Source organism: Streptomyces sp. NPDC039480 (assembly GCF_055597165.1).
Genome location: NZ_JBVITX010000005.1, coordinates 157,243 through 178,320 on the forward strand (window position 1 = coordinate 157,243; position 21,078 = coordinate 178,320).

Annotated in this window: 17 protein-coding genes; 4 read left to right on the forward strand and 13 right to left on the reverse strand. The window is 73.5% G+C overall.

Features of this window, described 5'->3' with window-relative positions; genetic code table 11:
- Window positions 1-86 precede the first annotated feature (86 nt).
- The 3 genes from ACZ56E_RS17660 (at window position 87) to ACZ56E_RS17670 (ending at window position 4,930) form a co-directional block, all read left to right on the forward strand.
- A complete protein-coding gene (locus ACZ56E_RS17660) occupies window positions 87-2,492 on the forward strand; it encodes a glycosyltransferase (RefSeq protein ID WP_471215048.1) in 2,406 nt (801 codons plus the stop codon).
- On the forward strand, window positions 2,489-3,799 hold the full coding sequence (locus tag ACZ56E_RS17665) for an acyltransferase family protein (RefSeq protein ID WP_471215049.1): 1,311 nt from the start codon (window positions 2,489-2,491) through the stop codon (window positions 3,797-3,799). Before ACZ56E_RS17660 ends, ACZ56E_RS17665 begins: the two co-directional genes overlap by 4 nt.
- Window positions 3,800-3,871: 72 nt before the next feature.
- On the forward strand, window positions 3,872-4,930 hold the full coding sequence (locus ACZ56E_RS17670; protein WP_471215050.1) for an esterase-like activity of phytase family protein: 1,059 nt from the start codon (window positions 3,872-3,874) through the stop codon (window positions 4,928-4,930).
- Between the two features lie 9 nt (window positions 4,931-4,939).
- Here ACZ56E_RS17670 and ACZ56E_RS17675 read toward each other — a convergent pair whose 3' ends face one another.
- The 3 genes from ACZ56E_RS17675 to ACZ56E_RS17685 all read right to left on the reverse strand — a co-directional run bounded on the left by ACZ56E_RS17675 (window position 4,940) and on the right by ACZ56E_RS17685 (window position 7,585).
- The gene (locus ACZ56E_RS17675) at window positions 4,940-6,010 is read right to left on the reverse strand and encodes a YeiH family protein (protein WP_471215051.1); all 1,071 of its coding nucleotides are present in this window, start codon (window positions 6,008-6,010) and stop codon (window positions 4,940-4,942) included.
- Window positions 6,010-6,579, reverse strand: coding sequence for a cysteine dioxygenase family protein (locus ACZ56E_RS17680; protein WP_468556338.1), 570 nt, complete (start codon window positions 6,577-6,579; stop codon window positions 6,010-6,012). The genes ACZ56E_RS17675 and ACZ56E_RS17680 overlap by 1 nt, the downstream gene beginning before the upstream one ends.
- Window positions 6,580-6,679: 100 nt before the next feature.
- Entirely contained in the window at window positions 6,680-7,585 is a 906-nt protein-coding gene (locus tag ACZ56E_RS17685; protein ID WP_471215053.1) for a LysR family transcriptional regulator, read from the reverse strand.
- 186 nt (window positions 7,586-7,771) lie between these two features.
- Here ACZ56E_RS17685 and ACZ56E_RS17690 point away from each other — a divergent pair, with 186 nt between their 5' ends.
- Window positions 7,772-8,605, forward strand: a complete 834-nt coding sequence (locus ACZ56E_RS17690) for an ATP-grasp domain-containing protein (protein ID WP_471215654.1) — start codon at window positions 7,772-7,774, stop codon at window positions 8,603-8,605.
- Window positions 8,606-8,623: 18 nt separating this feature from the next.
- Here ACZ56E_RS17690 and ACZ56E_RS17695 read toward each other — a convergent pair whose 3' ends face one another.
- From ACZ56E_RS17695 to ACZ56E_RS17740, 10 genes are all read right to left on the reverse strand, one after another.
- Entirely contained in the window at window positions 8,624-9,865 is a 1,242-nt protein-coding gene (locus tag ACZ56E_RS17695; protein ID WP_471215055.1) for a beta-ketoacyl-[acyl-carrier-protein] synthase family protein, read from the reverse strand.
- A gap of 138 nt (window positions 9,866-10,003) precedes the next feature.
- Window positions 10,004-10,600 (reverse strand): hypothetical protein, encoded by a 597-nt coding sequence (locus ACZ56E_RS17700; RefSeq protein ID WP_471215057.1) that lies wholly within the window; start codon window positions 10,598-10,600, stop codon window positions 10,004-10,006.
- Window positions 10,581-11,384 carry an FkbM family methyltransferase gene (locus ACZ56E_RS17705; protein WP_471215058.1) on the reverse strand — a complete coding sequence of 268 codons (804 nt, stop codon included), beginning with the start codon at window positions 11,382-11,384 and terminating at the stop codon, window positions 10,581-10,583. The genes ACZ56E_RS17700 and ACZ56E_RS17705 overlap by 20 nt, the downstream gene beginning before the upstream one ends.
- A gap of 13 nt (window positions 11,385-11,397) precedes the next feature.
- Window positions 11,398-11,625, reverse strand: a complete 228-nt coding sequence (locus ACZ56E_RS17710; RefSeq protein WP_365355986.1) for a Trm112 family protein — start codon at window positions 11,623-11,625, stop codon at window positions 11,398-11,400.
- Window positions 11,622-12,530, reverse strand: coding sequence for a DMT family protein (locus ACZ56E_RS17715; protein ID WP_471215059.1), 909 nt, complete (start codon window positions 12,528-12,530; stop codon window positions 11,622-11,624). Before ACZ56E_RS17715 ends, ACZ56E_RS17710 begins: the two co-directional genes overlap by 4 nt.
- Window positions 12,531-12,544: 14 nt before the next feature.
- Entirely contained in the window at window positions 12,545-13,282 is a 738-nt protein-coding gene (locus ACZ56E_RS17720) for a class I SAM-dependent methyltransferase (protein WP_471215061.1), read from the reverse strand.
- On the reverse strand, window positions 13,279-14,676 hold the full coding sequence (locus ACZ56E_RS17725; RefSeq protein WP_471215063.1) for a condensation protein: 1,398 nt from the start codon (window positions 14,674-14,676) through the stop codon (window positions 13,279-13,281). Before ACZ56E_RS17725 ends, ACZ56E_RS17720 begins: the two co-directional genes overlap by 4 nt.
- Window positions 14,673-19,064, reverse strand: coding sequence for an alpha-(1->3)-arabinofuranosyltransferase (locus ACZ56E_RS17730; protein WP_471215065.1), 4,392 nt, complete (start codon window positions 19,062-19,064; stop codon window positions 14,673-14,675). The genes ACZ56E_RS17725 and ACZ56E_RS17730 overlap by 4 nt, the downstream gene beginning before the upstream one ends.
- Window positions 19,061-19,780, reverse strand: a complete 720-nt coding sequence (locus tag ACZ56E_RS17735; RefSeq protein WP_398297401.1) for a class I SAM-dependent methyltransferase — start codon at window positions 19,778-19,780, stop codon at window positions 19,061-19,063. Before ACZ56E_RS17735 ends, ACZ56E_RS17730 begins: the two co-directional genes overlap by 4 nt.
- Entirely contained in the window at window positions 19,777-20,952 is a 1,176-nt protein-coding gene (locus ACZ56E_RS17740) for a glycosyltransferase family 4 protein (RefSeq protein WP_471215066.1), read from the reverse strand. The genes ACZ56E_RS17735 and ACZ56E_RS17740 overlap by 4 nt, the downstream gene beginning before the upstream one ends.
- Window positions 20,953-21,078: the final 126 nt, after the last annotated feature.

The window sequence follows — 21,078 nt, forward strand, 5'->3', positions numbered from 1 at the left end:
GTCACTGCCCGGTCAGCCACCAGCACGTCGGTAATCCGGTCCTCCCCCCACGATCCGAACAGGATGGGACCACCTTGACCACCTTCATGTCCGATGCCCTGAAACACCCCGACGCCTCACCCCGCCCGCACGTCGAACCCCACCCCCATCATCCCCATCACCCCCACCACCGCCCCCACGTCCTCGCGGTCGGCGCCCCAGGACCCGGCCGCGAACAGCTCACCCGCACCCTCCGCCACACCGGCCACGAGGTCACGCACGCCGTCCCCGGCGAGGTGCGCCGCCAGGTCAGGCAGGCGCCGCCGGACGCGATCGTCGCCCTGGACGACGGCCCCGACGGGCGCCGGCAGGGCCGCGACGTCATCAGCGAGGTGCGCGCCGACCCGGCGGGCCAGGCGCTGCCGCTGGTCATGGTGACGGCGGCCCGCGCCCCCGCGACGGTCGCCGAACTCCTGCGGCACGGCGCCGACGACTGTGTGTCGGAGGCGTCCGACCCGGACGAGCTGTCCGCCCGCATCGCCGCCAAACTGCACCGGGTCCCCGTCCCCGTCGACCAGTTGCTCCTCGACCCGCGCACCGGCCTGTACTCGGCGCCGCACTTCATGGCCGAACTCGACCGCGAACTCCAGCGGCCCGCCGCCGCCCGGCGCGGCGGTGTCCTCGCCGTGGTCCGCGTTGCCGAGACCGAGGCCCTGGAGACCCGGCTCGGACCGCGCGTGCGACGTGAGGTCGCCGAACGGCTCGCCCAGGTCGGCGAGCGTCTCGGCAACGTCTGCGACCGGCTCGGATGGGACGAGGAAGGCCGCCTCCTCGTCCTGATGCCGGGCGTCGACGAGGAGACGGCGACCGCGAGCCTGCGGGAGTTCGCGTCCTCCGTCGCGGGCACCCGGTTCGTCGTCGCCGACGAGAACGTCCGGCTCACCCCTGCCGTCGGCTGGGTCCCGCTGTCCGCCCGCACCGGCGAGGGCGCGAGCGAACGCGCCGCCGAACACGCGCGGGACGCCGCCGAGGAGGCGCTGCGCCACCGCGACCTGCGGCCCGTGCGCTACGAACCGTGGATGCGGACCGCCGCCGCGCACGGTCACCGCCGCGCGCGCCCCGGCCTGCGCGGCCTGCTCACGGCGGTGACGCCGCTGCTCTCGCCGATCCTGATGCTGGCCCTCGGCGTGGGCGTGCCGTTCGCCCTGTACCAACAGGCGTACGCCATGGGCTGGGACGCGGCCGCCGTCGCGTACTGGGTGGTCGTCGCGGGCCTCGTCGCATCCGCCCTGCTCATCGTCCTCGAATGCCTCTTCTCGCTCGACGCGAAGCCGCGCCCGGCCGCCCCCGGGCAGCCGTACCCGGTGGCGAGCGCGGTCATCGCGGCGTACCTGCCGAACGAGGCGGCGACGATCGTCGACACCGTCGAGTCGTTCCTGCGCCTCGACTACCCCAACGAGCTGGAGATCGTCCTCGCCTACAACACCCCGCACCCGCTGCCCGTCGAGGAGACGCTGCGGGAGATCGCGCGGCGCGATCCGCGCCTGGTGCTGCTTCCGGTGGCGGGCAGCACGTCCAAGGCGCAGAACCTCAACGCGGCCGTGACGCGGGTGCGCGGCGAGTTCGTCGGCATCTTCGACGCCGACCACCATCCGGCCGCCGACGCCTTCCGGCACGCCTGGGACTGGCTGTCCAACGGCTACGACGTGGTGCAGGGCCACTGCGTCATACGCAACGGCGAGAGCTCGTGGGTCGCCGAGCTGGTGGGCGTCGAGTTCGAGGCGATCTACGCGGTCAGCCACCCCGGCCGCACCCGGCTCTACGGCTTCGGGGTCTTCGGCGGCTCCAACGGCTTCTGGCGCACCGACCTGCTGGCCAGGACGCGGATGCACGGCTCGATGCTGACCGAGGACATCGACTCCACCCTGCGGGCCCTCGGCGAGGGCGCGCGCATCGCCACCGACCGCACGATCGTCTCGCGCGAACTCGCCCCCACGATGCTGAAGCCCCTGTGGAACCAGCGGTCGCGCTGGGCGCAGGGCTGGCTCCAGGTCTCGCTCAGGCACCTGTGGCGCGGACTGCGCTCGCCGGTGTTCACCCGCCGCCAGAAGACCGGCCTGTTCGTGCTGCTCGGCTGGCGCGAGATCCAGCCGTGGCTGACGCTGCAGATCCTGCCGATCCTGCTGCACGCCGCGTGGCGCGCGGGCGGCGCCGACCGGCTCGACTGGGCGGTGCCCGTCTGCCTGGTCGCGGCGGCCGTCACGATGTCGGCGGGCCTGGTACAGGCGGCGTTCGCCTGGCGGCTCGCGGTGCCCGAACTCCGGCGCCGCAAAAGCTGGTTCTGGCGCTATCTGCTCGTGACGACGTTCTTCTACACCCACTTCAAGAACATGGTGGCGCGTGCCGCCCATCTGAAGGAGGCGCTGGGCGACCGGCAGTGGCGGGTCACGCCGCGCGCCGCCGTCTCTGTCACCGCCGCCGCTGAGCCGGCCGGTCCGGGAGGGGGCTCGTGACCTCGCTCATCGCCGCCGAGACCCCTGAGACCTCCGTGCCGACGGCACCGGACCGCCGACAGCCGCAGAACCGCCGGCGCGCGCCCGAACTCCAGGGTCTCCGCGGCCTGGCCGCACTCAGCACCGTCGTCTTCCACGTCTGGCAGCAGTACTACACCTACGACGCGGCGGGCTCCCACCCGCCGGTCGACAACCCGTACGTCGGCGCGCTGCTCTCCCTCGAAGTGATCGACCTGTTCTTCGTGATGTCGGCGTACCTGCTCACGCTGTCGTACGCGCGGGCCGCCGTCGACGGCGACGACGGCTCGGTCAGGCCGGGCCGGGTCTTCCTCTTCCGGCGCGCGATCCGCATCCTGCCGGTGTACTTCCTCGCGGTCCTCGCCGTGTGGTCGACGCGCAATCCGACCCTGCCGGGCGACTGGCGGGACCTGCTCGAACACCTCACGTTCACGCACGTCTTCGACCGGGAGCGGATCTTCTACACGCTCGGCCCGAGCTGGTCGCTGTCGCTGGAGGTCGCCTTCTACCTGGTCCTGGTGGCGCTCGGCCCGCTCGCGGTGCGCGCCTGCCGGAGGCTGCGGACCCGGCGGGCCAGGGTGGTGCTGTGCGCGGCGGGCTGCGCGGTCCTCTTCGCGGCGCCGCTCGCCTGGATCTCCTGCGCGCACTACGTCCTCGGCGTGCCGCACACCGACTGGCCCGTGTACTTCGGCCCGCAGGCCCGCTTCGGCGGCTTCGCGGCGGGCATGGCCCTCGCGGTGCTCCTGACGGCGCTGGGCGACGACCGGGGCAGGCTGCGGGCCCGGTGGGCGAGTGCCCTGGCGGCCGCGGCACTGGCCGGCCTGCTCACCCTCTCGTACCTCTCCGCCCCGGAGAACTTCGCGCACACCTTCTACCACCCGATCGCCTCCGTGCTGTGGTCCGCCCTCCTGTACGCGACCCTGCACATCCGGCACCGGGAGCGGCCACGCGTGCGGTGGCACGGCCTGTTGCGGGCCCGCTGGGCCACGGCGGTGGGCCTCGTCAGCTACAGCCTCTACATCTGGCACGAGCCGGTGCTGCTGCGGCTCGACGCGTCGGGTGTGCTGCCGTCGTCGCAGTCCGGCTTCCCGGTCGCGGTGCTCGTCGTGCTCCTCGTGGCGCCGGCGGCCGGGACGGCGAGCTACTGGCTCGTGGAGTATCCGGCGGGGCTGCTGGGCAGGGCGAAGGATGCCAGGGGGAGGGCGCGGGACTTCTATCCCGAGGCCAAGGCCGCGCCCGGGACCGGAGCCGTGGCCGAGCCCGGGGCCGGGGCCGCTTCGACGCGCTGAGTTGTTCGCATCTTCACCGGACACTGCTGTACTGACGTCCCGTCACGCACTCTCCCGGCCAGGGGGCACCCCATGGGATTCCGTACGACAGTGAGCCTCGCGGCGAGCACCGCGCTGCTGGTCTCGGGCACGACCGTCGCGTCCGCCGCCGCGCCCACGGGCGGCTCCTGCTCGCCGAACGTCTCCGTCACCCGGTACTCCGACGCGCTGAACAAGACGGAGGTCGACGGCCGGCTCGTCGGCGGCCTCTCCGCGCTCGCCGTCGAACGCGACGGCTCGGTCAGCGCCGTCTCCGACCGCTCGGCCCTCCTCCGGCTCGACGTGCGCGGGAAGTATCCGAGGGCCACGGCCCGGCTGCCGCTCGCCGACGAGGCCGGGGCCGCGCTGGACTCGGAGGGCCTGGCCGTGGAGCGTGACGGCAGCCGCCTGGTGTCGGACGAGCGGGGCCCCGCCGTCCTCAGATACGGCAGGGACGGCGCCCTGCTCGGCCGGTTGCCGGTGCCGCAGACCCTGCGGGTCGCCCCCGCGGGCCGCGCCCGGCTGAACCAGACCTTCGAGAGCCTCACTCTGCTGCCCGGCGGCCGCACCCTGGTCGCCGGGATGGAGGGCCCGCTGGCGGGCGACGGGACGGACTCGGCGGGCCGCACCCTGAACCGCGTACAGACCTGGCAACGCCCGTCGCCAAAAGCCGAGTTCACGCTCGGGCGACAGCTCGCGTACCCCGTCGACCCCGGCATGGGGCTCGTCGAGCTCGCGCCGACGGGGGACGGCAGGTTCCTCGTCCTGGAGCGGGGGTTCACCCCGGACTTCCTCATCGACGTACGGCTGTACGTCGCGGACCCGCGCGGCGCCGAGGACGTGACCGGCGTGGAGAACCTCGGCACGGGCACCCGCGCGCTGCGCAAGACCCTCCTCGCCGACCTCTCCGACTGCCCCTCGCTGGGAGCGCCCTCGAATCTGCCGCCCGGCAACAACCCCCTGATCGACAACATCGAGGGGATGACGGTGACGGGCCGCCCGCACGGCCCGGGCCGCGACCGCCTCCGCCTGCTGCTCGTCAGCGACGACAACGAACTGCCGCAGCAGATCACCCGCCTGTACGACGTCCGGGTCACGCTGCCCCGCCCATGACCCGGGTCCTCAGTGGGTCAGCACCACACCCGCGTACGACACCCCCGCGATCACGCCCCACGAGACGAGCCCGAGTGCTGCCACCCGGCCGCCCGTGCGGGTCAGGGACGGCAGGTCGACCGCGCTGCCCAGGCCGAACAGGGCAGCGGCCAGGAGGAGTTCCTGCGCCGTGTGGGCCACGTCGAGCGCCCCGCCGGGCAGCCACCCGGTGGTGCGCAGGGCCACCATGGCCAGGAAGCCGGCGACGAAGAGCGGTACGAGGGGCGGCCGCTTGGTGCCCGTGGTCTCGGCGGCGGAAGCCGGGATCCGCCTGCGGGCCCGTACCGAGAGGGCCACCGCCGCGACGAGCGGCGCGAGCAGCGCGACCCGCATCAGCTTGACCAGGACCGCGTCGCCGAGCGCCCCCGCGCCCGCGGTCTGCGCGGTCGCCACGACCTGCCCCACGTCGTGCACGCTCGCCCCGACCCACCGCCCGAACTCCGCGTCGCTGAGTCCCAACGGATGTTGCAGGAGGGGGAGTACGGCGATCGCCAGCGTGCCGCACAGGGTGACCAGAGCCACCGAGGTGGCCGTGTCCCGCTCGTCGCTCTCGGACACCTCGCTGACCGCGCCGATCGCGGACGCGCCGCAGATCGAGTAGCCGGTGGCGATCAGGAGCGGCTGGTCGCCGGACAGCCCCATGCGGCGGCCCAGCCACCAGGTGCCGAAGAAGGTGACCGCGACGACGCAGAGCACCATCGCGACCGAGGCCCAGCCGAGCCCGAGCACGTCGTCCAGACTCAGCTTCAGACCGAGCAGCACGATGCCGACGCGCATCAGCCGCTTCCCCGCGAACGTCAGTCCGGTCTTGCCAGGACCGCGTACGAACGCGTGCGCGGCGCCGGGCAGATGGGCGGCGACGATACCCAGGACCACGGCGGCGGTGAGCATCGGCACGCCGGGCACCAGCCGGTGGACGCCCCAGGCCACGGCGACGCCCAGCACGGCAAGGGCCAGGCCGGGCAGCTTGCGGGGCGGGCGGGCGAGGGGTGCGGCGGCCCGCGCCGTCCGGGACTTCGGGCGTTCGCCGAGGAGGGCCATTACCGGTCGGCCGGGAGCTCGTACACCCGGCGGACGCTGCTGCCCAGGCGGGCGATGTCCGCGCCGTATATGTGGATCGATATCGCACGGCTGCCACAGGCGTTCCACACCCGGTGGATGTCGCCGGGCGGCGCGAAGCCGCAGACCGCGCCCTGCGGGTTGACGACGTCCTCCGTGGCGACGAGCCGCGCGGCGCCGCCGTTCTCGGCGGCGGGCACCAGCCGGTAGCGGCGCTCGCGCTCCTCGCCCTCGTGGACACCCGTGACGCACCACGACACGTGGTCGTGGACGGAGGTCCGCTGCCCCGGCAGCCAGACGAGCGCCACGATCGAGAAGCTGCCGTCGTGCTCGGCGTGCAGGACGTGCTGGCGGTAGTGGTCGGGGTCGCCCTCGCACTGCTCGTCGGTGAGCAGGTCGGCGGTGCCGAGGTGGGGGGCCAGCCGCTCGCCGACCAGGTACGCGGTCAGGTCGGGGGGCAGGCCGCGCCCCACCGCCTCGCGCACGTCGGCGACGAGGGAGTCGAGGCGCTCTGTGGTCCGGGCGGCCCGGTACGCGGTCGGAGTGCTCATACGGGCAGCGTCGCGCCGCCGATCCATCACGTCCAACGACAGTCTTTTGGCAACCCCCCAACATCCGCTTATGGATGGCGCGGCACGAGATCGCGGGAGGTCAGCAGCCGACGCGGTGGGCGGCCACGGTCCGCAGCTCGTCGAGGACCAGGGCGGTGGCCGGGATCCGCAGATGGTCCTTGAGGACGTACGCCGACACCTGGCGCCGCGACGCGGGGTCGAGGGCGCGGCCCGTCACCTTCCGGTGGCAGAGGAAGTTCAGGACGAGGCCCGGCATCATCGCGATGCCGAGCCCCTCGGCGACCAGGCTCTGCACCACCAGGTTGTCGTCGGTGGTGAAGGCGATGTCGGGCGCGAAGCCCAGCTCGGCGCACTCGTGCAGGAAGTTGGCCCGGCAGCGTGGGCAGCCCGCGATCCACCGCTCCTCCGCCAGCTCGGCGAGCCGGACCGACCGCTGGCGCGCCATCCGGTGCCCGGTGGGCAGCAGCACGGTCAGCTGGTCCTCCAGGAGCGGGATCTCCGCCAGCTCCTCCGGCACCTCGTCGTGCAGGCCGGGGTAGGTGAAGGCGAGCGTGATGTCGCACTCGCCGCGCACCACGCGCCGCAGCGATTCGGGCGGCTCGTCCTCCAGGAGCTCCACGCGCACGCCCGGGTGTCCGGACGCGAGCCGGGCCAGGGCTTCGGGGATGAGGGTCGCGTTGGCGCTCGGGAACGCGCAGACCCGCACCCGGCCCGAGCGCAGCCGCGTGATCGCGTTCATCTGCTGCTGGGCGGCGGAGATGTCGTCCAGGATGATCCCCGCGTGCCGCGACAGCGCCTCGCCCGCCTCCGTCAGCCGCATGCGGCGGCCGACGCGGGTGAACAGCGGGGTGCCGACGGACCGTTCGAGAGCCTTCATCTGCTGGGTGATCGCCGGCTGCGTATAGCCGAGCGAGCGGGCGGCCGCCGAGTACGAACCGGCCCGGACCACCTCGTGGAACGTCCTGATGTGCCGTGAATCGAACACCGCTGAATCATAAGCAGATGTTGGAGGCGGCGAACAAGGCCGGTGCGCGGCTTTTGCCTCCGGGGCACACGGCTTCTTCCCCCGAGGCATGTGTGGCGCGGTTGTTAGCCTGCGGGGGCTGTGACCGCGTACGAACAAGGAGTCCCTGTGGCAAGCCCCCGCATCGCACTGGTCACCCGTCGGCCGATGCCCGACCACGACCGCGACCTGCCGTCCCTCGCGCGGGCTCTCGGCGACTGCGGAGCCGAGCCCCACATCGTCGGCTGGGACGACCCGGACGTCGACTGGTCCGGGTTCGACCTCGCGGTGATCAGGTCGACGTGGGACTACAGCTGGCGTGCCGGGGAGTACGTGGCGTGGGCCGAGCGGTGCGCCCGGCTGACACGGCTCGCCAACCCCGCGGACGTCGTCCGGTGGAACACCGACAAGCGCTACCTCGGCGAGCTCGCCGAGGCCGGCGTGCCCGTCGTCCCGACGTACTACCGCGCCCCCGGCGACGCCGCGGCGCTCCCCGCCATGGACGGGGAATTCGTGGTCAAGCCGACCTCCGGGGCCGGGGCGCGATACGCCGCCCGCTACCGCGCGGACGAGCGGGAGACCGCACTGGCGCACCTGGCGCGCATGCACGAGGAGGGCTTCACCGCCATGGTGCAGCCCTACATGCGGCGAATAGACGTCACCGGCGAGCGCGCCCTCGTGTTCTGCGGCGGACGGTTCCTGCACGCCGTCCAGAAGGGCGCGGTGCTCGCGCCCGACACGGCGTACGACGCGGCGAAGACGCCCCACCCGGACCTGCGCCCCTGGCAGCCCACCGAGGCCGAACTCGACGTCGCCGAGCGGGCGTTGGCGGCGGTCCCGGGCTCGCCGGAGCTGCTGTACGCGCGCGTGGACCTCGTCGACGGCGCCGACGGCGGCCCGCACGTCATGGAACTCGAACTCGTCGAGCCCAACCTCTTCCTCACCGTGCACCCCGGCTCGCTGCCCCGCGTCGCGGAGCTCATCCACAAGGCGGCGCTGTAACGCCTCCCCGCGAAAGTCTCAGGCGCGGGCGAGGACGAGCACGGAGTTGTGCCCGCCGAAGCCGAGCGAGGTGGTCACCGCACAGTCCAGACGGGCACCTCTGGTCGTCCCGGCCACCTCGACGGGGATGCGCGGGTCCTGCATACGGAGATTGACCGTGCCCGGCACCAGCTGCTCCTCCAGGGCGAGGACGGTGAAGGCCGCCTCGATACCGCCGGCGGCGCCCAGCGTGTGCCCGGTCATGGACTTGGTGGAGGTCACCAGCGGGCCCTCGCCCAGCACGCGGTGCAGCACGGCGCCTTCCACCAGGTCGTTCATGACGGTGGAGGTGCCGTGCGCGTTGACGTGACCGATGTCGCCCGGGGCCACCGCCGCGTCGGCCAGCGCGGCGCGCAGCGCCAGCTCGACGCCGGCCTCGCTCGGCGCGACGGGGGAGGAGGCCTCACTGGAGGTGGTGGCCCCGTACCCGCGGACGGCGGCCCGCGACCTGGCGCCCCGGGCCCTCGCGTGTTCCGCGCGCTCCAGGACCAGCATCCCGGCGCCTTCCCCCACGACGAAGCCGTCCCTGTCGACGTCGAACGGACGGCAGGCGCCGGCGGGGTCCTCGGTGCGCGAGGACAGCGCCTTCGCGTTGCACGTACCGGCGAAGACCGCCCGGGTGCACATGGACTCCGCGCCGCCCGCGACGGCGATGTCGCAGGCCCCGGCGCGCAGCAGGTGCAGCGCCGTGCCGATCGCGTCGGTGCCGGAGGAGCAGGCGGTGGCCACCGCGAGGCTCGGGCCGCGCGTGCCGAGGTCCCTGGCGACGCTGCCGGCCGCTCCGTTGACCACGCTCAGCGGCGCCAGCCTCGGCGACACCCGGCGGGCGCCGCGCTCGGTGAGCGTGGCGTGCTGCTCGGCGTAGAAGTCGAGGCCGCCGTGGGCCGAGCCGACGACCACCGCGACCCGGGTGCTGTCCCAGACGTCCGGGCCGAGCCCCGCGTCCGCCACGGCCTCCCGTGCGGCGACGACGGCCAGCTGCGCGAAGCGGTCCATCAGCCGGTGGCTCGCCACTCCGAGCACGGCGTCGATGTCGAGGTCGTCGATGGTGTACATGAAGTCGCAGGGCAGGTCCCGCAGCGCGTCGGGCCGCCGCACACCGCGGGGGGCGGTGGCGGTGGTGACCTGGTGCCAGGTGTCCTTCACGCCGATGCCAGCGGCGGTCACCAGACCGAGACCCGTCACCGCGGCCGCGACGGGCTCCCGTGCCGCCCCCGTCATGCCGCGACTGCCTTCTGGCGCACGGCGGACTGCGGGGGGTTCTTCTTCAAGAGAATCGTTGCACGCTCGGTGACTTCCACGTCGGTACCGCTCCTTGTTCGCGACGGACACGTGGGGAACGCGTCACCGCGCGGCAAGTCACGGTTGCCCGCGGGTACCGAACGAACGTTGGAGCAGCCCCCAGGTGAACTCCGCGACACACGGCTGCCGTTGACCGTCGGCGTCCGGCGCTTCGAACGCGAGGCCCCACCGCGTCGGCGCCGACCCCTCCATCGGGCGCGCCGGAGCGAAGGCGCGCGCCGCCTCGTCGACCGTGCACGACCAGGGCGTCAGGTCGTCGAGCGTACGGAGCTCGGGGCCCGGCACCCCGGGCGCCCGCACCAGCCACTCGTTCCACACCGCCCCGTTCGGCGCGAGGAGCACCTCGAAGCGCAGGTCGGGCCAAAGCGGCACCGGCCAGAGCAGCGCCTCGCACTCCAGATCGCCGATCCGGCGGCGGACGGACGACTCCGGGACGCCGAGGACCGAGCGGTACCGGGACGCGGCGCCGCGGGAGCGCGCGGAGCGGGTCATCGCCTGCCAGCGGCGGTTGGCCTCCCGCATGTCCGCGACGGAGACGCCCAGTTCGTGCCGGGCGTCCTCCACCAGGTCGGCGTTGTGGTCGGCCATCCGGCGCAGCAGGACCAGCTGGAAGTCCAGGGCGTCGAACGAAGAGCTAGCGGGCATGCACCCCATCGTCGCGCACCTCGAGCGCTCCGGGGCGGTGACCGTCGGGAAGGAACAGGACGGAGTTGACGTACCGCGGGTGCCTCGGCGTGAGGACCCGGCGCAGCAGGCCCTGCGACACGACGTACGACGTGCCGGACTGGTGGGCCTCCAGGTCGAAGGAGGCGAGCGGCAGCCACGTGTCGTGCGGCAGCACCCAGCCCCGGTAGCCGTGGCCGCGGGTCAGGAGCTCCACGATCGGGGCGATCGGCTGGATGCGGGACTCCAGCTCGATGAAGATCGCCGGATGGTCGCGGGTGATCAGCTCGTGTGCGCCGCGCAGCACCGGCAGTTCGTTGCCGTCCACGTCGATCTTGACGAAGTGGACGTCCCGCAGGCCGAGCCCGTCCAGGGTCACGCACGGCACGTCCACGGCGACGTCGTGGATGTCGCGGCGGACGAGGGACGACACACCCCGTTCACCGCGGTCGCCGCGCGGCAGCCAGAGCCGGGCCGTGCCAGGGCGGTCCGTCGCCGCGGCCTGGATCACCCGGACGTTGCCGGGCGTGCTGGCGGAGAGCAGCCGCGCCAGGTGCGGCACCGGCTCGACGGTCACGACGCGGTGCGCGCGCGAGGCGAGCCGCCGCGACCACGGGCCGTACCAGCCGCCGACGTCCACGGCGGTGCCGCAGCCCGGCGGGCAGAGGTCGCCGAGCCGTGCCAGCTCCGGCTCGAAGCGGGGGTAGACCAGCCGGGCCAGGGAGGCGATCAGACGGTCGGGGACATAGGGCGCCACGCGGGCGGCGAAGGTCATGGGCACCCTCTCGTCATGGGGACATCCGTTTGAGCAGCTGTTCGTGCGCGTCTTCCGGGACCTGCTCGCCGGAGGAGGGCAGCAGCTGCGGTATGCCGTCGACGACGGGGTAGCGGCGGCGCAGCCGCGGGTTGTACAGCGACTCCTCCGGTACGAGGGGCTCCTCGGCGGACAGCAGGTGCAGCGGGCCCTTGTCGAGCGGGCAGGCGAGGATCTTCAGCAGCGGGTCGTCGGGGTTCATCCGCTGGTCAACTCCTTGGGAGCGGTCGAGGGTCGGGGAGTGGTGCCGTCGTGCTTCGGCATGGCGATGAGCACGGACACGGCGAGGACGGTGCCCGCGATCCGCAGCGTCAGGCGCACCGGTTCGTGCGGCAGCGCCTCACCGAAGGCGAGCGTGCCGAGCACCGCGGTGAACAGGGACGTCACCGTCGTGCACACCGGGACGATCAGTGACGCCCGGCAGCGCTGCAGGGCGGCCTGCGACATGACCAGGCCGAACGCGCCGGTGAACAGCAGCAGGTAGGGGTAGGGCGAGCGCAGCAGGTCGCCGAGCGCGCCGCCGATGTCCTCCGTCGTCAGATGGCTCGACACGCCCTTGATCGCCAGTGAGCTCACGCCGTACAGCAGGCCCACGGCGACGCCGTACTCGACGCCCGCCGTCGGCATGCGGTGCCGGTGCCTGGCGCGGCGCTCCGCGGAGCCGTACAGCCAGACGCCCGCCGCGAGCGACGGCAGGCACACCGTGAGGATGAGCGCCACGGGCGCGTCGCGGCCGACCGTGTCGCTGTCCTCGCTGAGGGAGAGCACCACCATGAGCAGGGCGAGCAGGATCCCGGCGACCGCGTACCGCTCGCGACCCGAGGTCCGCTCGCCGAGCAGGACGGACGAGAGCAGCAGCAGGAGGACCAGGCCCGACACGAAGATGCCCTGGGCGGCGGCGATCGGCAGGGTGCGGTAGACGGCCAGCTGGGCGGCGAAGCCCGCCGCGAGGGACAGCGAGCCGCCGATCCACAGCCAGCTGCCGAGCACCTGCCGCAGCAGCTGGGCGGGTTTGCGGACGCTGACCGACGGCATGGCCGTCAGCGCCCGCTTCTCCAGGACGAAGCCGGTGCTGTAGAGCAGGTTCGCGATCAGTGCCGCGGCCACGCCCCACCACATGGTCAGGCCTTTCGGGCGTGCAGCAGGAGGATCGAGGCGGCGCTCGGCACGGCGCAGGCGAGGCGGTCCAGGGCGCGCAGCGGGCGCGGTACGCCGTGGAAGGGGGCGCCGGACAGGCGTACGACCTCGAAGCCGGCGGCCGCGACGAACTCGCGCAGGGCGCGGGCCGTGTACAGCCGCAGGTGCCCCACGACCTCCTTGCCGGGGCGGCCGTGGATGGCGCGCAGGCTGACCTCGGAGAAGACGGGCTGCACCCCGGCGAGGAGCAGGCCGCGGTTGTACCAGGCGGCGAGGTTGGGGGTGGAGAGCATCAGGTGCCCTCCTGGTCGCAGCACCCTGCGCAGCTCGTCGAGGGCGCTGTCCGGGTCGACGAGGTGTTCGACGACCTCGCTGAACAGCACGGCGTCGGCGGCCCCGTCGGCGAACGGCAGCCCGCCGTCGGAGAGTTCACCGCGCACGACGTACGGGAGCCGGGCGTGGGCGCGCTTCAGGGCGTCCTGCGACCAGTCCACGCCGATGACGCGGTGTCCCGCGAGGAGCGGTGCCGCGGTCGCCGCGGCCGTGCCGTCCCCGCAGCCGATGTCGAGGACCGTGGCGGTGCGGGCGGTGGCGGGGCCGAGCGCGGCGGCGAGGATACGGGCCTGGCGGAGGCTGCGGGCGTCGCCGGACGCGACGGGGACGGCCGGGTTCTCGTAGAAGTCCCGCAGTTCTGCGGGGCGTTGGGTGGTCGTGGTGGTCACTTGGGCCCCTCCTTCTTCTTCGCGGCGGGTCCGCCGGGCTCGGTGTGCTCCGTCGCGTGGAGGTAGTGCTCGAAGAGGTCGCGCAGGTGGGCGCCGTCGCCGTGGCTGAGCAGCGTCTTCGACCAGCGCAGGGCGAGGTGCAGCCGGCCCGCCGTCGAGGCCGTCGTCACGGTGAGGCCGCGGGGCAGCCGGGCCGGCGCGGAGAACCACACGGCGTGCGCGCGGCCCGCGTCGCCGAAGTCCAGGGCGTACGGGACGCGGCCGATGTTGCTGAGGAGCGTCGTCGACGTCCAGGGCGCGGCGGCCCTGCGCAGCCTGCGGGTGGCGGCGGCCCTGAGGGTGACGGGCAGGACGGGTGCGGTCAGGAGCGCCGCGCCGCGGCCCAGTTGGGGGCGGGGCAGGGCCTTGAGGGCGCGGGTGCGTTCGGAGGTGCGGCGCAGCAGGTCGCGGGTGGCCTCCGGGGTCCAGTCGCGCGAGGCCAACTCGGCGGCGCCGAAGGGGACTTCGACGAGACGGGTGCCGTTGCCGATCGGCATGGTGGCGTCGCGGGGGCGGTCGTCGACGGGCATCGTGATGCGGAAGGGGCGGGGCCGGGCGCCGTGTTCGCGGTTCCAGTGGGCGATCATCAGCGCGGTGGCGACCATGAGCTGGTCGTTCACGGTGAACGGCGAGCCCTTGGGCCGGCGCGGCACCGGGAGCTCCGCGACGAGCATGCCGTTGCCGGGGGAGGGCTCGGGCGAGCCCTTCGCGACCCGGGCCGGGGGCGACAGGGCCGACGGGGCGTCGGCCGGCAGCTGTTCCTGTACCGCCTGTGGTCCGGCGGGCGCACGGGACGGCGGGGCCGCCGGGGAGTTGTCCCGGCCGCCGTAGAGCTCCGCGGCCGTCGCCAGGACGCGCAGGCAGGCCGGGCCGTCGAGGGCGGTGTGGTTGATGGTGAGGAAGAGGACGGAACCCCGGTCCTCGGTCTCCGGTGCGCCCTCCGCTGGGTGCGGCTTCACCACCTCCAGGCGGATCGGCGGCGAGGACGTCAGCGGGGGCGCCTCGGCCAGGGCGCGCTCGCGGGCGCGTTTGAGGGCGTCCGGTTCGGCGGGCGGGAACGTCACGACCTCCACGTCCGGGTCCGCCGTCAGCTCCCACTCGTAGCGGCGGCGGTACCAGGGGCCCCGCGCCTCCCGCATCAGGATGCGGGGGTGGCGGCGCAGGGCCTCGGCGAACGCGGTCCTGAGGCGGTCCTGGTCCGGGGTGCCCGGCAGGTGCACCTCGATGTGCACGGTCTCCGGCTCCTCCTCCTGGAGGCAGTGCCGGGAGACCTCGTCGACGACGGGGAACGGCACGCGCGCAGGCGGCCGCCCGGGGCCGTCCGCGCGCCGTGCCGGATGTTCCAGTGCGGTCATCGCTGGGTGCCTTCTCCTGTCGTGGACTTCCGCCCGCGGCGCGCGAGACGCATCGCCCTGCGGCCCGGCGGTGCGGGCTCCGGCTGGGCCGCCGCCGGCCCGCGGGCCGAGACGGTCGGGCCCGCGTCGTGCCGGGGCGCTTCCGGTGCGGTGTCCGGGCCGCCCCGCGTGCGGCGGGGCAGCGGGGGCGTCGCGGGGGCGGGCCCCGGCGCGGGCGGGTAGGGCGGGACCGGGCCGTACTCCAACGTATCCGTGGTGCGGTGCCGTGTCTGCCGTACCGTCACCAGCGCGGCGAACAGCGCGATGAGAGCGAAGAGTTGGGCCACCGGGCCGAACGCTCCCTCGTCCGCCGAGAGGGTCTCGCCGGCTCCCGTCGCCGCCGCGATGCCCGCGGCCGCCATCGCCAGGAACGCGACCGGCACCAGGAGCGCGTGACGCCACCAGGCGAGGAGCGCGAGCGCCGGGACGAGCAGGGCGAACGGCCCTGCGATCACGACGGCCACCAGCGTGAGCGCCACCGTGCCGAGGATGACGCCGGGGGCGGGCGGCGGGCCGGCCGGGGCGTCCGGGTCGGTGTCGCGGCGCCGCGAGAGGACCAGGACGAGGCCCGCCAGGGCGAGGACGCCGACGCCGGCCAGGATCAGCCCGATCTCGTAGATCTGCGACGGCTCGTAGGTCAGCTTGACCGTGCCGCCCTCGCCGTTCGGCACCAGCCAGCCCTGCTGCCAGCCGTCGAGCCGCACCGAGGTGAGCTCCTTGCCGTTGAGGGTCGCCTTCCAGCCGTCGTTCACGTTCTCGTACGTCGTGAGGTACGAGGCCGCTCCCGAGCCGACCGTCACCTCGCGGCGGTCGCCGAGCCAGTCCTTGATCTTCAGGTCGCGGGTGGCCGTGTCGACCTCGCCCGGCGTGCCGTGGGTCAGCGACGCGTCCATGACGGCCAGCGGGCCCGCGTCCCCCGTCTCCAGGCTGTGCGCGCCCGCGCCGAGCCGGACGGCCGAGGACTTCTCGCCCTCCTGGCAGAGCGTGATGTCGACCGGACGCCGTTCGGTGAGGTCACGGACCCTGCCCTTGGCGCTCGTCTCGTACAGCTCGCCGTCGATCGACATCGTCGGACCCTGGCCGCAGGGCAGCGAGAAGCGGTCCGCCGGGTCGGGCTGCTTGGTGCGGTACTCGTCGAGCGCGGGGACGTACACCTCGGTGAGGCCCACGGGCAGCTGGAGGTCGTCGTCCGCCATGGGGTTGTGGACCGTGAGCGGCGCGGTCTCCGTGATGGTGATGTCCATCTCGTCGGTGGTGATCGGGGTGAAGCGGGCGTTGCCGTGCTCGTCCACGCCCGCGGTCGCCGCGCCGTCCGGCGAGCTGATCTCGATCTTCACCGGGCGGGTGGAGAGACCGCCCGCGGCGGGCAGCACGATCTCGCCCACCGCCTGCTTACCCGGCCACTTGAGGTGGATCACGGGACGGTTCGCGGAGCCCGCGATCCAGCCCGTCGTCAGGTCGCCGTCGGTGAGGTTGCGCGGCGACAGACCGTTGCCGAGCCGCGCCGTGGAGTCCGCCGTCGCGATGATCTGCCGCTCCTGCTCCGGCGCCACCTTGTACAGCAGCTCGTCCAGTTCGGCGCCCGGCACGGCGACCGCGCTCGCCTTGAACTCGTACGCGCCCTCGCCCGTCGTCGTGAAGCGGCGGTGCAGACCGGCCTCGGCGTTCACCGGGGACAGGGCGCTCGGGTCCGACGAGCGGTGCATGGAGTACGTCGACGCCCTGGCGTCGGTGGACTTCTCCGCGTCCGTGGGGAGCTGGAGGAGCTTGGTGACGCGCACGTCGGGGATGCTGATCTCCGCGAAGCCCGCGCCGGCCAGGCCGGGGCGCGCCTCCTCGGTGTCCACGATCGTGATCTTGATCCAGTCGGTGGTGCCAGGGCGGGCCTTGATCCGCTGGGCCGTGCCGTCCGGCCGGAGGTCGCTGGTGACGCTGCCCCGCTCCGTCTCCACGCGCACCCGGGTGGGCGCCGACCGCGCGCCGTCCTGCGGCAGCGGCGTGACGCGGAAGGAGGAGGGGACCGCGACCTTCGAGTTGAACTCGGCCCTGATCCACTCGCCGTCCGCCGACCCCGAGCCGCCCTCGGCCCAGGCCGTGGCCGGGTTCCCGTCGAACGCGTTCACCGGGTCGTACTGCGGCAGGTGGAAGAGCCAGTTGCCGTAGCTGGACGCGGAGACCGACCTGGCGCCGCGCAGCTCCGCCGTCGTCTGGTGCTCGATGCCCTTGGTCGGCAGGATCTGGTGCGGCTTCTTGCCGGGGTCCTGCGCGGCGTCGACCGCGTTCCGCTCGTCGCGGCCGTACGTGTAGGAGGTGTTGGAGTTGACGAGGCCGAAGCGGGTGTCGGCGCGGCGCAGGCCGTCACCGACCGCCTGCAGGCCGGGCGCCCCGATGCCCGGGTGGTTGTCGCCGGTCAGGACGGCCGGGCGGTCCCGCATCGACGGGTCGGCGGAGAGCGGCAGCAGGGACTCGGGGCCGCCGCTGACGACCGCCGTGTTGGACACCGGCTTCAGGCCCGCCTGGCCGGGGCGCTCGGCGCCCTTGCCGGGGGCGTAGATCTCGACCGCGCGCTGGCGCGGATAGAGCCCCTCGACCTGGATGGGGGTGTCGTCCTCGATCTTCCCGCCGGTCGTCGTCGGACCGAGGCCCGTGACCCGGCTGAAGCCCGACTCCTCCAGGGTCCGCTTCACCGTCGCGGACGGGACGTGGCCGACCTGGTCGGGGTCGAGGTCGTTGCGTACGACGACGTAGTAGAGACCGGCACGCGTCAAGTAGTCCCGCAGGCCCGGCACTTCGCCGCCGGTCATCAGTGCCTGCTCGACCGCGTCCATCGCGCGGCGGTTGCCCGGCGTGCCGAACGGCACGTAGTCGCGCTGCGCCCACCGCGAGTCGGCGAGCACGTCCAGGGGCTGGTCGATGGGCGAGCCCCAGGTGTAGATGCCGTGCGCGGTCGCGGGGACGACGAGGGCACGGGAGTCGGGGGAGTACTTCTCCAGCCAGTCGGCCGTCGCCTGCCAGTACGTCGGCAGCTTCTGGAACGAACCGGGCTGCAGGATCGAGCCGTTGACGTACGGCCAGGCCAGACCGGGCAGCACCAGGGCCGCGGCGATCAGCGGCGCGAAACGCCGCCCCCGCACCGGCCGCGCGCCCCGCGCCTGGGAGGCCACGCCCACCAGGTGCATCAGCCCGAAGACCAGCGCGAGCGCCAGACCCGTCTGGAACTTGTAGATGTTGCGGAACGGCACGAGACCGCCGTTCAGCCACGACTGGACGGTGTCGTGGAAGGGCGCCCCGAACGCGCCGCCGTACCCGGCGAGCGTGACCAGGGCGACGGACAGGACCGTCAGGACCAGCCAGCGCCGCTCCGGCAGATCGCGCCGCGCCAGGCCCGCGAGGCCGAGCGCCGCGGCAAGCGCCGAGCAGACGATTGTCACGACGGCCGTCGCCACCGTCCACCCCGCGGGCAGCCATGCCTCGCCGAAGTGCAGGTACGCGACCCAGTTCCCGGCGCCGCGCAGCGTCTCGGTCGCCGACATGGTGCCCGTCGTGGTGGCCGAATTCTCCACGTAGGGAAGGAAGTTCTCGCCGTAGATGCCGAGCATCAGGAGCGGCACGACCCACCAGGCGGTGGCCAGGATGACGCCCGGCACCCACCAGGTGATCAGTTTTCTCTTACGGGGGCCGTTCGGTCTGGACAGGAGATAGAGGCCCACCGGCAGCAGCGAGGCGAGCGTCGCCGCCGCGTTCACACCGCCCATGAACGGGATGATCAGCGCCGACCGGCACGCGGCGAGGCGCGCGCTGATCCGCTCGTCGGCGAGCGGGAGCAGCACCCACGGCAGCACCGCGCCGGGCAGCGCGGCCGCCGACGTCGACCCCACCACCACGGTGAACGTCGGCCACAGCGCGTACACCGCCGCGCCCAGCAGCCGGCTGGGACGGCTGCCGACGCCGAGGCGCTCGGCGAGCCGCAGCGCACCCCAGAACGCCGCCGTCACGATCAGCGACAGCCACAGCCGCTCGGCCAGCCACACCGGCAGCTGCACCAGGTCGGCCAGGCCGTAGAACGGCAGCATCGGGAAGACATAGCCGACGTACTGGTCCTGGATGCCGCCGAAGCCGCCCCGGTCGTGCCAGAGCTGGCCGAGGTCGGAGAGGAACTGCCAGGGGTCGACGGCGACACCGAGCTTGGTGTCGAACGTCATCCGCCCGGGTTTCACCGCGAGGAACAGCACGAACACCACGGCCCAGAACCCGAGGAGCCAGCGCCGCGAGCGCGGCCCCCGCGAGGGTTCAGGGGCATCGGTCGTGGGTCTTACGGCCGCCGGGGGTGGGGCCTGGACCGTGGTCATGGACACCGCCTGAGAATGAGAAGGAGATTCCAGGTCGCGATCTCGCGCACACCCGGCACCTTGGTGATCGCCCCGGCCAGGAACGGCCAGTAGCGCGAACGCGCCGATACGACGGCCACGTCGTCGCGGCCCCGCACCTCGCGCAGGGTCGTGCCGACGTGGTGGGCGAAGAGGTTCTCGCCGAGCGTGTGCTTCGCGGCCTTGCCGGTACGCCGTTCATAGCGGGCGCGGGCCCGGTCGGCGCCCAGATAGTGCCAGGGCGCCCACTCGTGCCCGCCCCACGGGGAGAGCCAGTTGGTGAACGAGACGTAGATCAGACCGCCGGGCCTGGTGACCCGGACCATCTCGCTCAGGAACGTCTGCGGATCGTCGACGTGCTCCAGGACGTTCGAGGAGAACGTGACGTCGGCGACGCCGTCCGCCAGCGGCAGCAGATAGCCGTCTGCCACCACCGAACCCTCGGGCGGCTTGGCCCCCAACTCGGCCGGATCCGGCTCGAAGAGGAAGCACTGCGCGCCGCGCCGCCGGAACTCCTCGGTGAAGTAACCGCCCCCACCGCCGATGTCGACGACGACGCGGTCCTTCACCGGTACGTACGCCTCGACCTGGTCGGCGGCGTCCCGGGCGAGGAGGGTGTAGCACCGCTCGGGTTCCTGCTGCTCGCGCAGGAAGGCCCGGAAGAGGGTGGCGGAACGGCGCAGCGAGGGGTCCTTCACGCAGACCCCTGGGGTATTCCGGCCGCGTGGTGGGCGGCGACCGCCTCGGCCGCCACCGCCTGGAACTGCCGCACCGTGTTGCCCCAGCGGAACTGCGCGGCGCGCTCGCCGGCGGCCTTGCCGAGGGATCTGCGGCGCTCGGCGCTGAGGGCGAGGGTGCACCAGGCGGCGGCGAAGGAGCTCTCGCCGCGGGCGAGGAGCCCGGTCACGCCGTCCTCGACGGAGTCGCGCACCCCCGGCACGTCGAAGCCGATCGACGGCGTGAAGCGGGTCGCCGCCTCGGTGATGACGAGACCCCAGCCCTCCACGGCCGACGGATGCAGCAGCAGCCACGCCTCGCAGAGCAGCCGGTGCTTCTCCGCCTCGGACACATGTCCCCTGAACTCGACGCCGGGGCCAGCGAGTTGTTCGAGCCGACCCCGCTCGGGGCCGTCGCCCACGATCACGAGACGGCCGCCCGTGACGGGTCTGACCCGCTCCCAGAGCCGCAGCAGGAGATCGATGCGCTTGTACTCGACGAGCCGCCCCATCGCGAGGAACAACGGCTCGTCGGAGCGGGGGTGCAGCGGCCCGGGTTCCTCGACGCCGTTGTGCACGATGCGGATGCGCTCGCGCTCGACGCCGATCGCCCGCAGCGCCGTCGCCGTCGACGGCGACACCGCCACGAGGAGATTGCCGCGCTGCGCGCCGGACAGCGCCCAGTGCTCGAGCTTGCGGCCGAGCCGCGCCGCGGGGGCGAGGGCGCCCTGGAAGCGCATCCCCCACAGATCGGTGTGGACGTGGTTGACCAGGCACAGGGTGGGCCCGCGGTGCCACAGCGGCGCCAGGTACGGCATGCCGTTGCAGACCTCGACGAGCAGGTCGCAGTCGCCGACCTGCCGGGTGAACGCGGAGCGCGCCCGGACGAAGTGGCCCAGGTCGCTGCCCGCGGACACCACGCGGTAGTCGCGGTACGCGGCGGGCCCGCCGCACAACAGGGTCACCTGGTGGCCGAGGCCGCTGAGCCCGTCGGCGAGCCGGTCGACGAGGAGTTCGGAGCCCCCCGCGGCCGGATTGCCGAGGTCGCGGTGGGCGAGGAAGACGATCCGGCGCGGTTGTGGGGGAGGCGCCGGAAGGCGCTCCGCGCGGCGTGGGGCGGCCGCGCGCAGCGAGGACGGTACGTGCTGGGGCATGCGTGCTCCAACTCGTCTCAGGGTGCGGAACTGTGGGGGGTCCGGTCGGCGGAACGGTCCTGCTGGGTCATGGGGGAGTGCTGCGGGGGTGGTGCCGGGGTGGTGCGGGGCTGTGCGTGGGTGGGG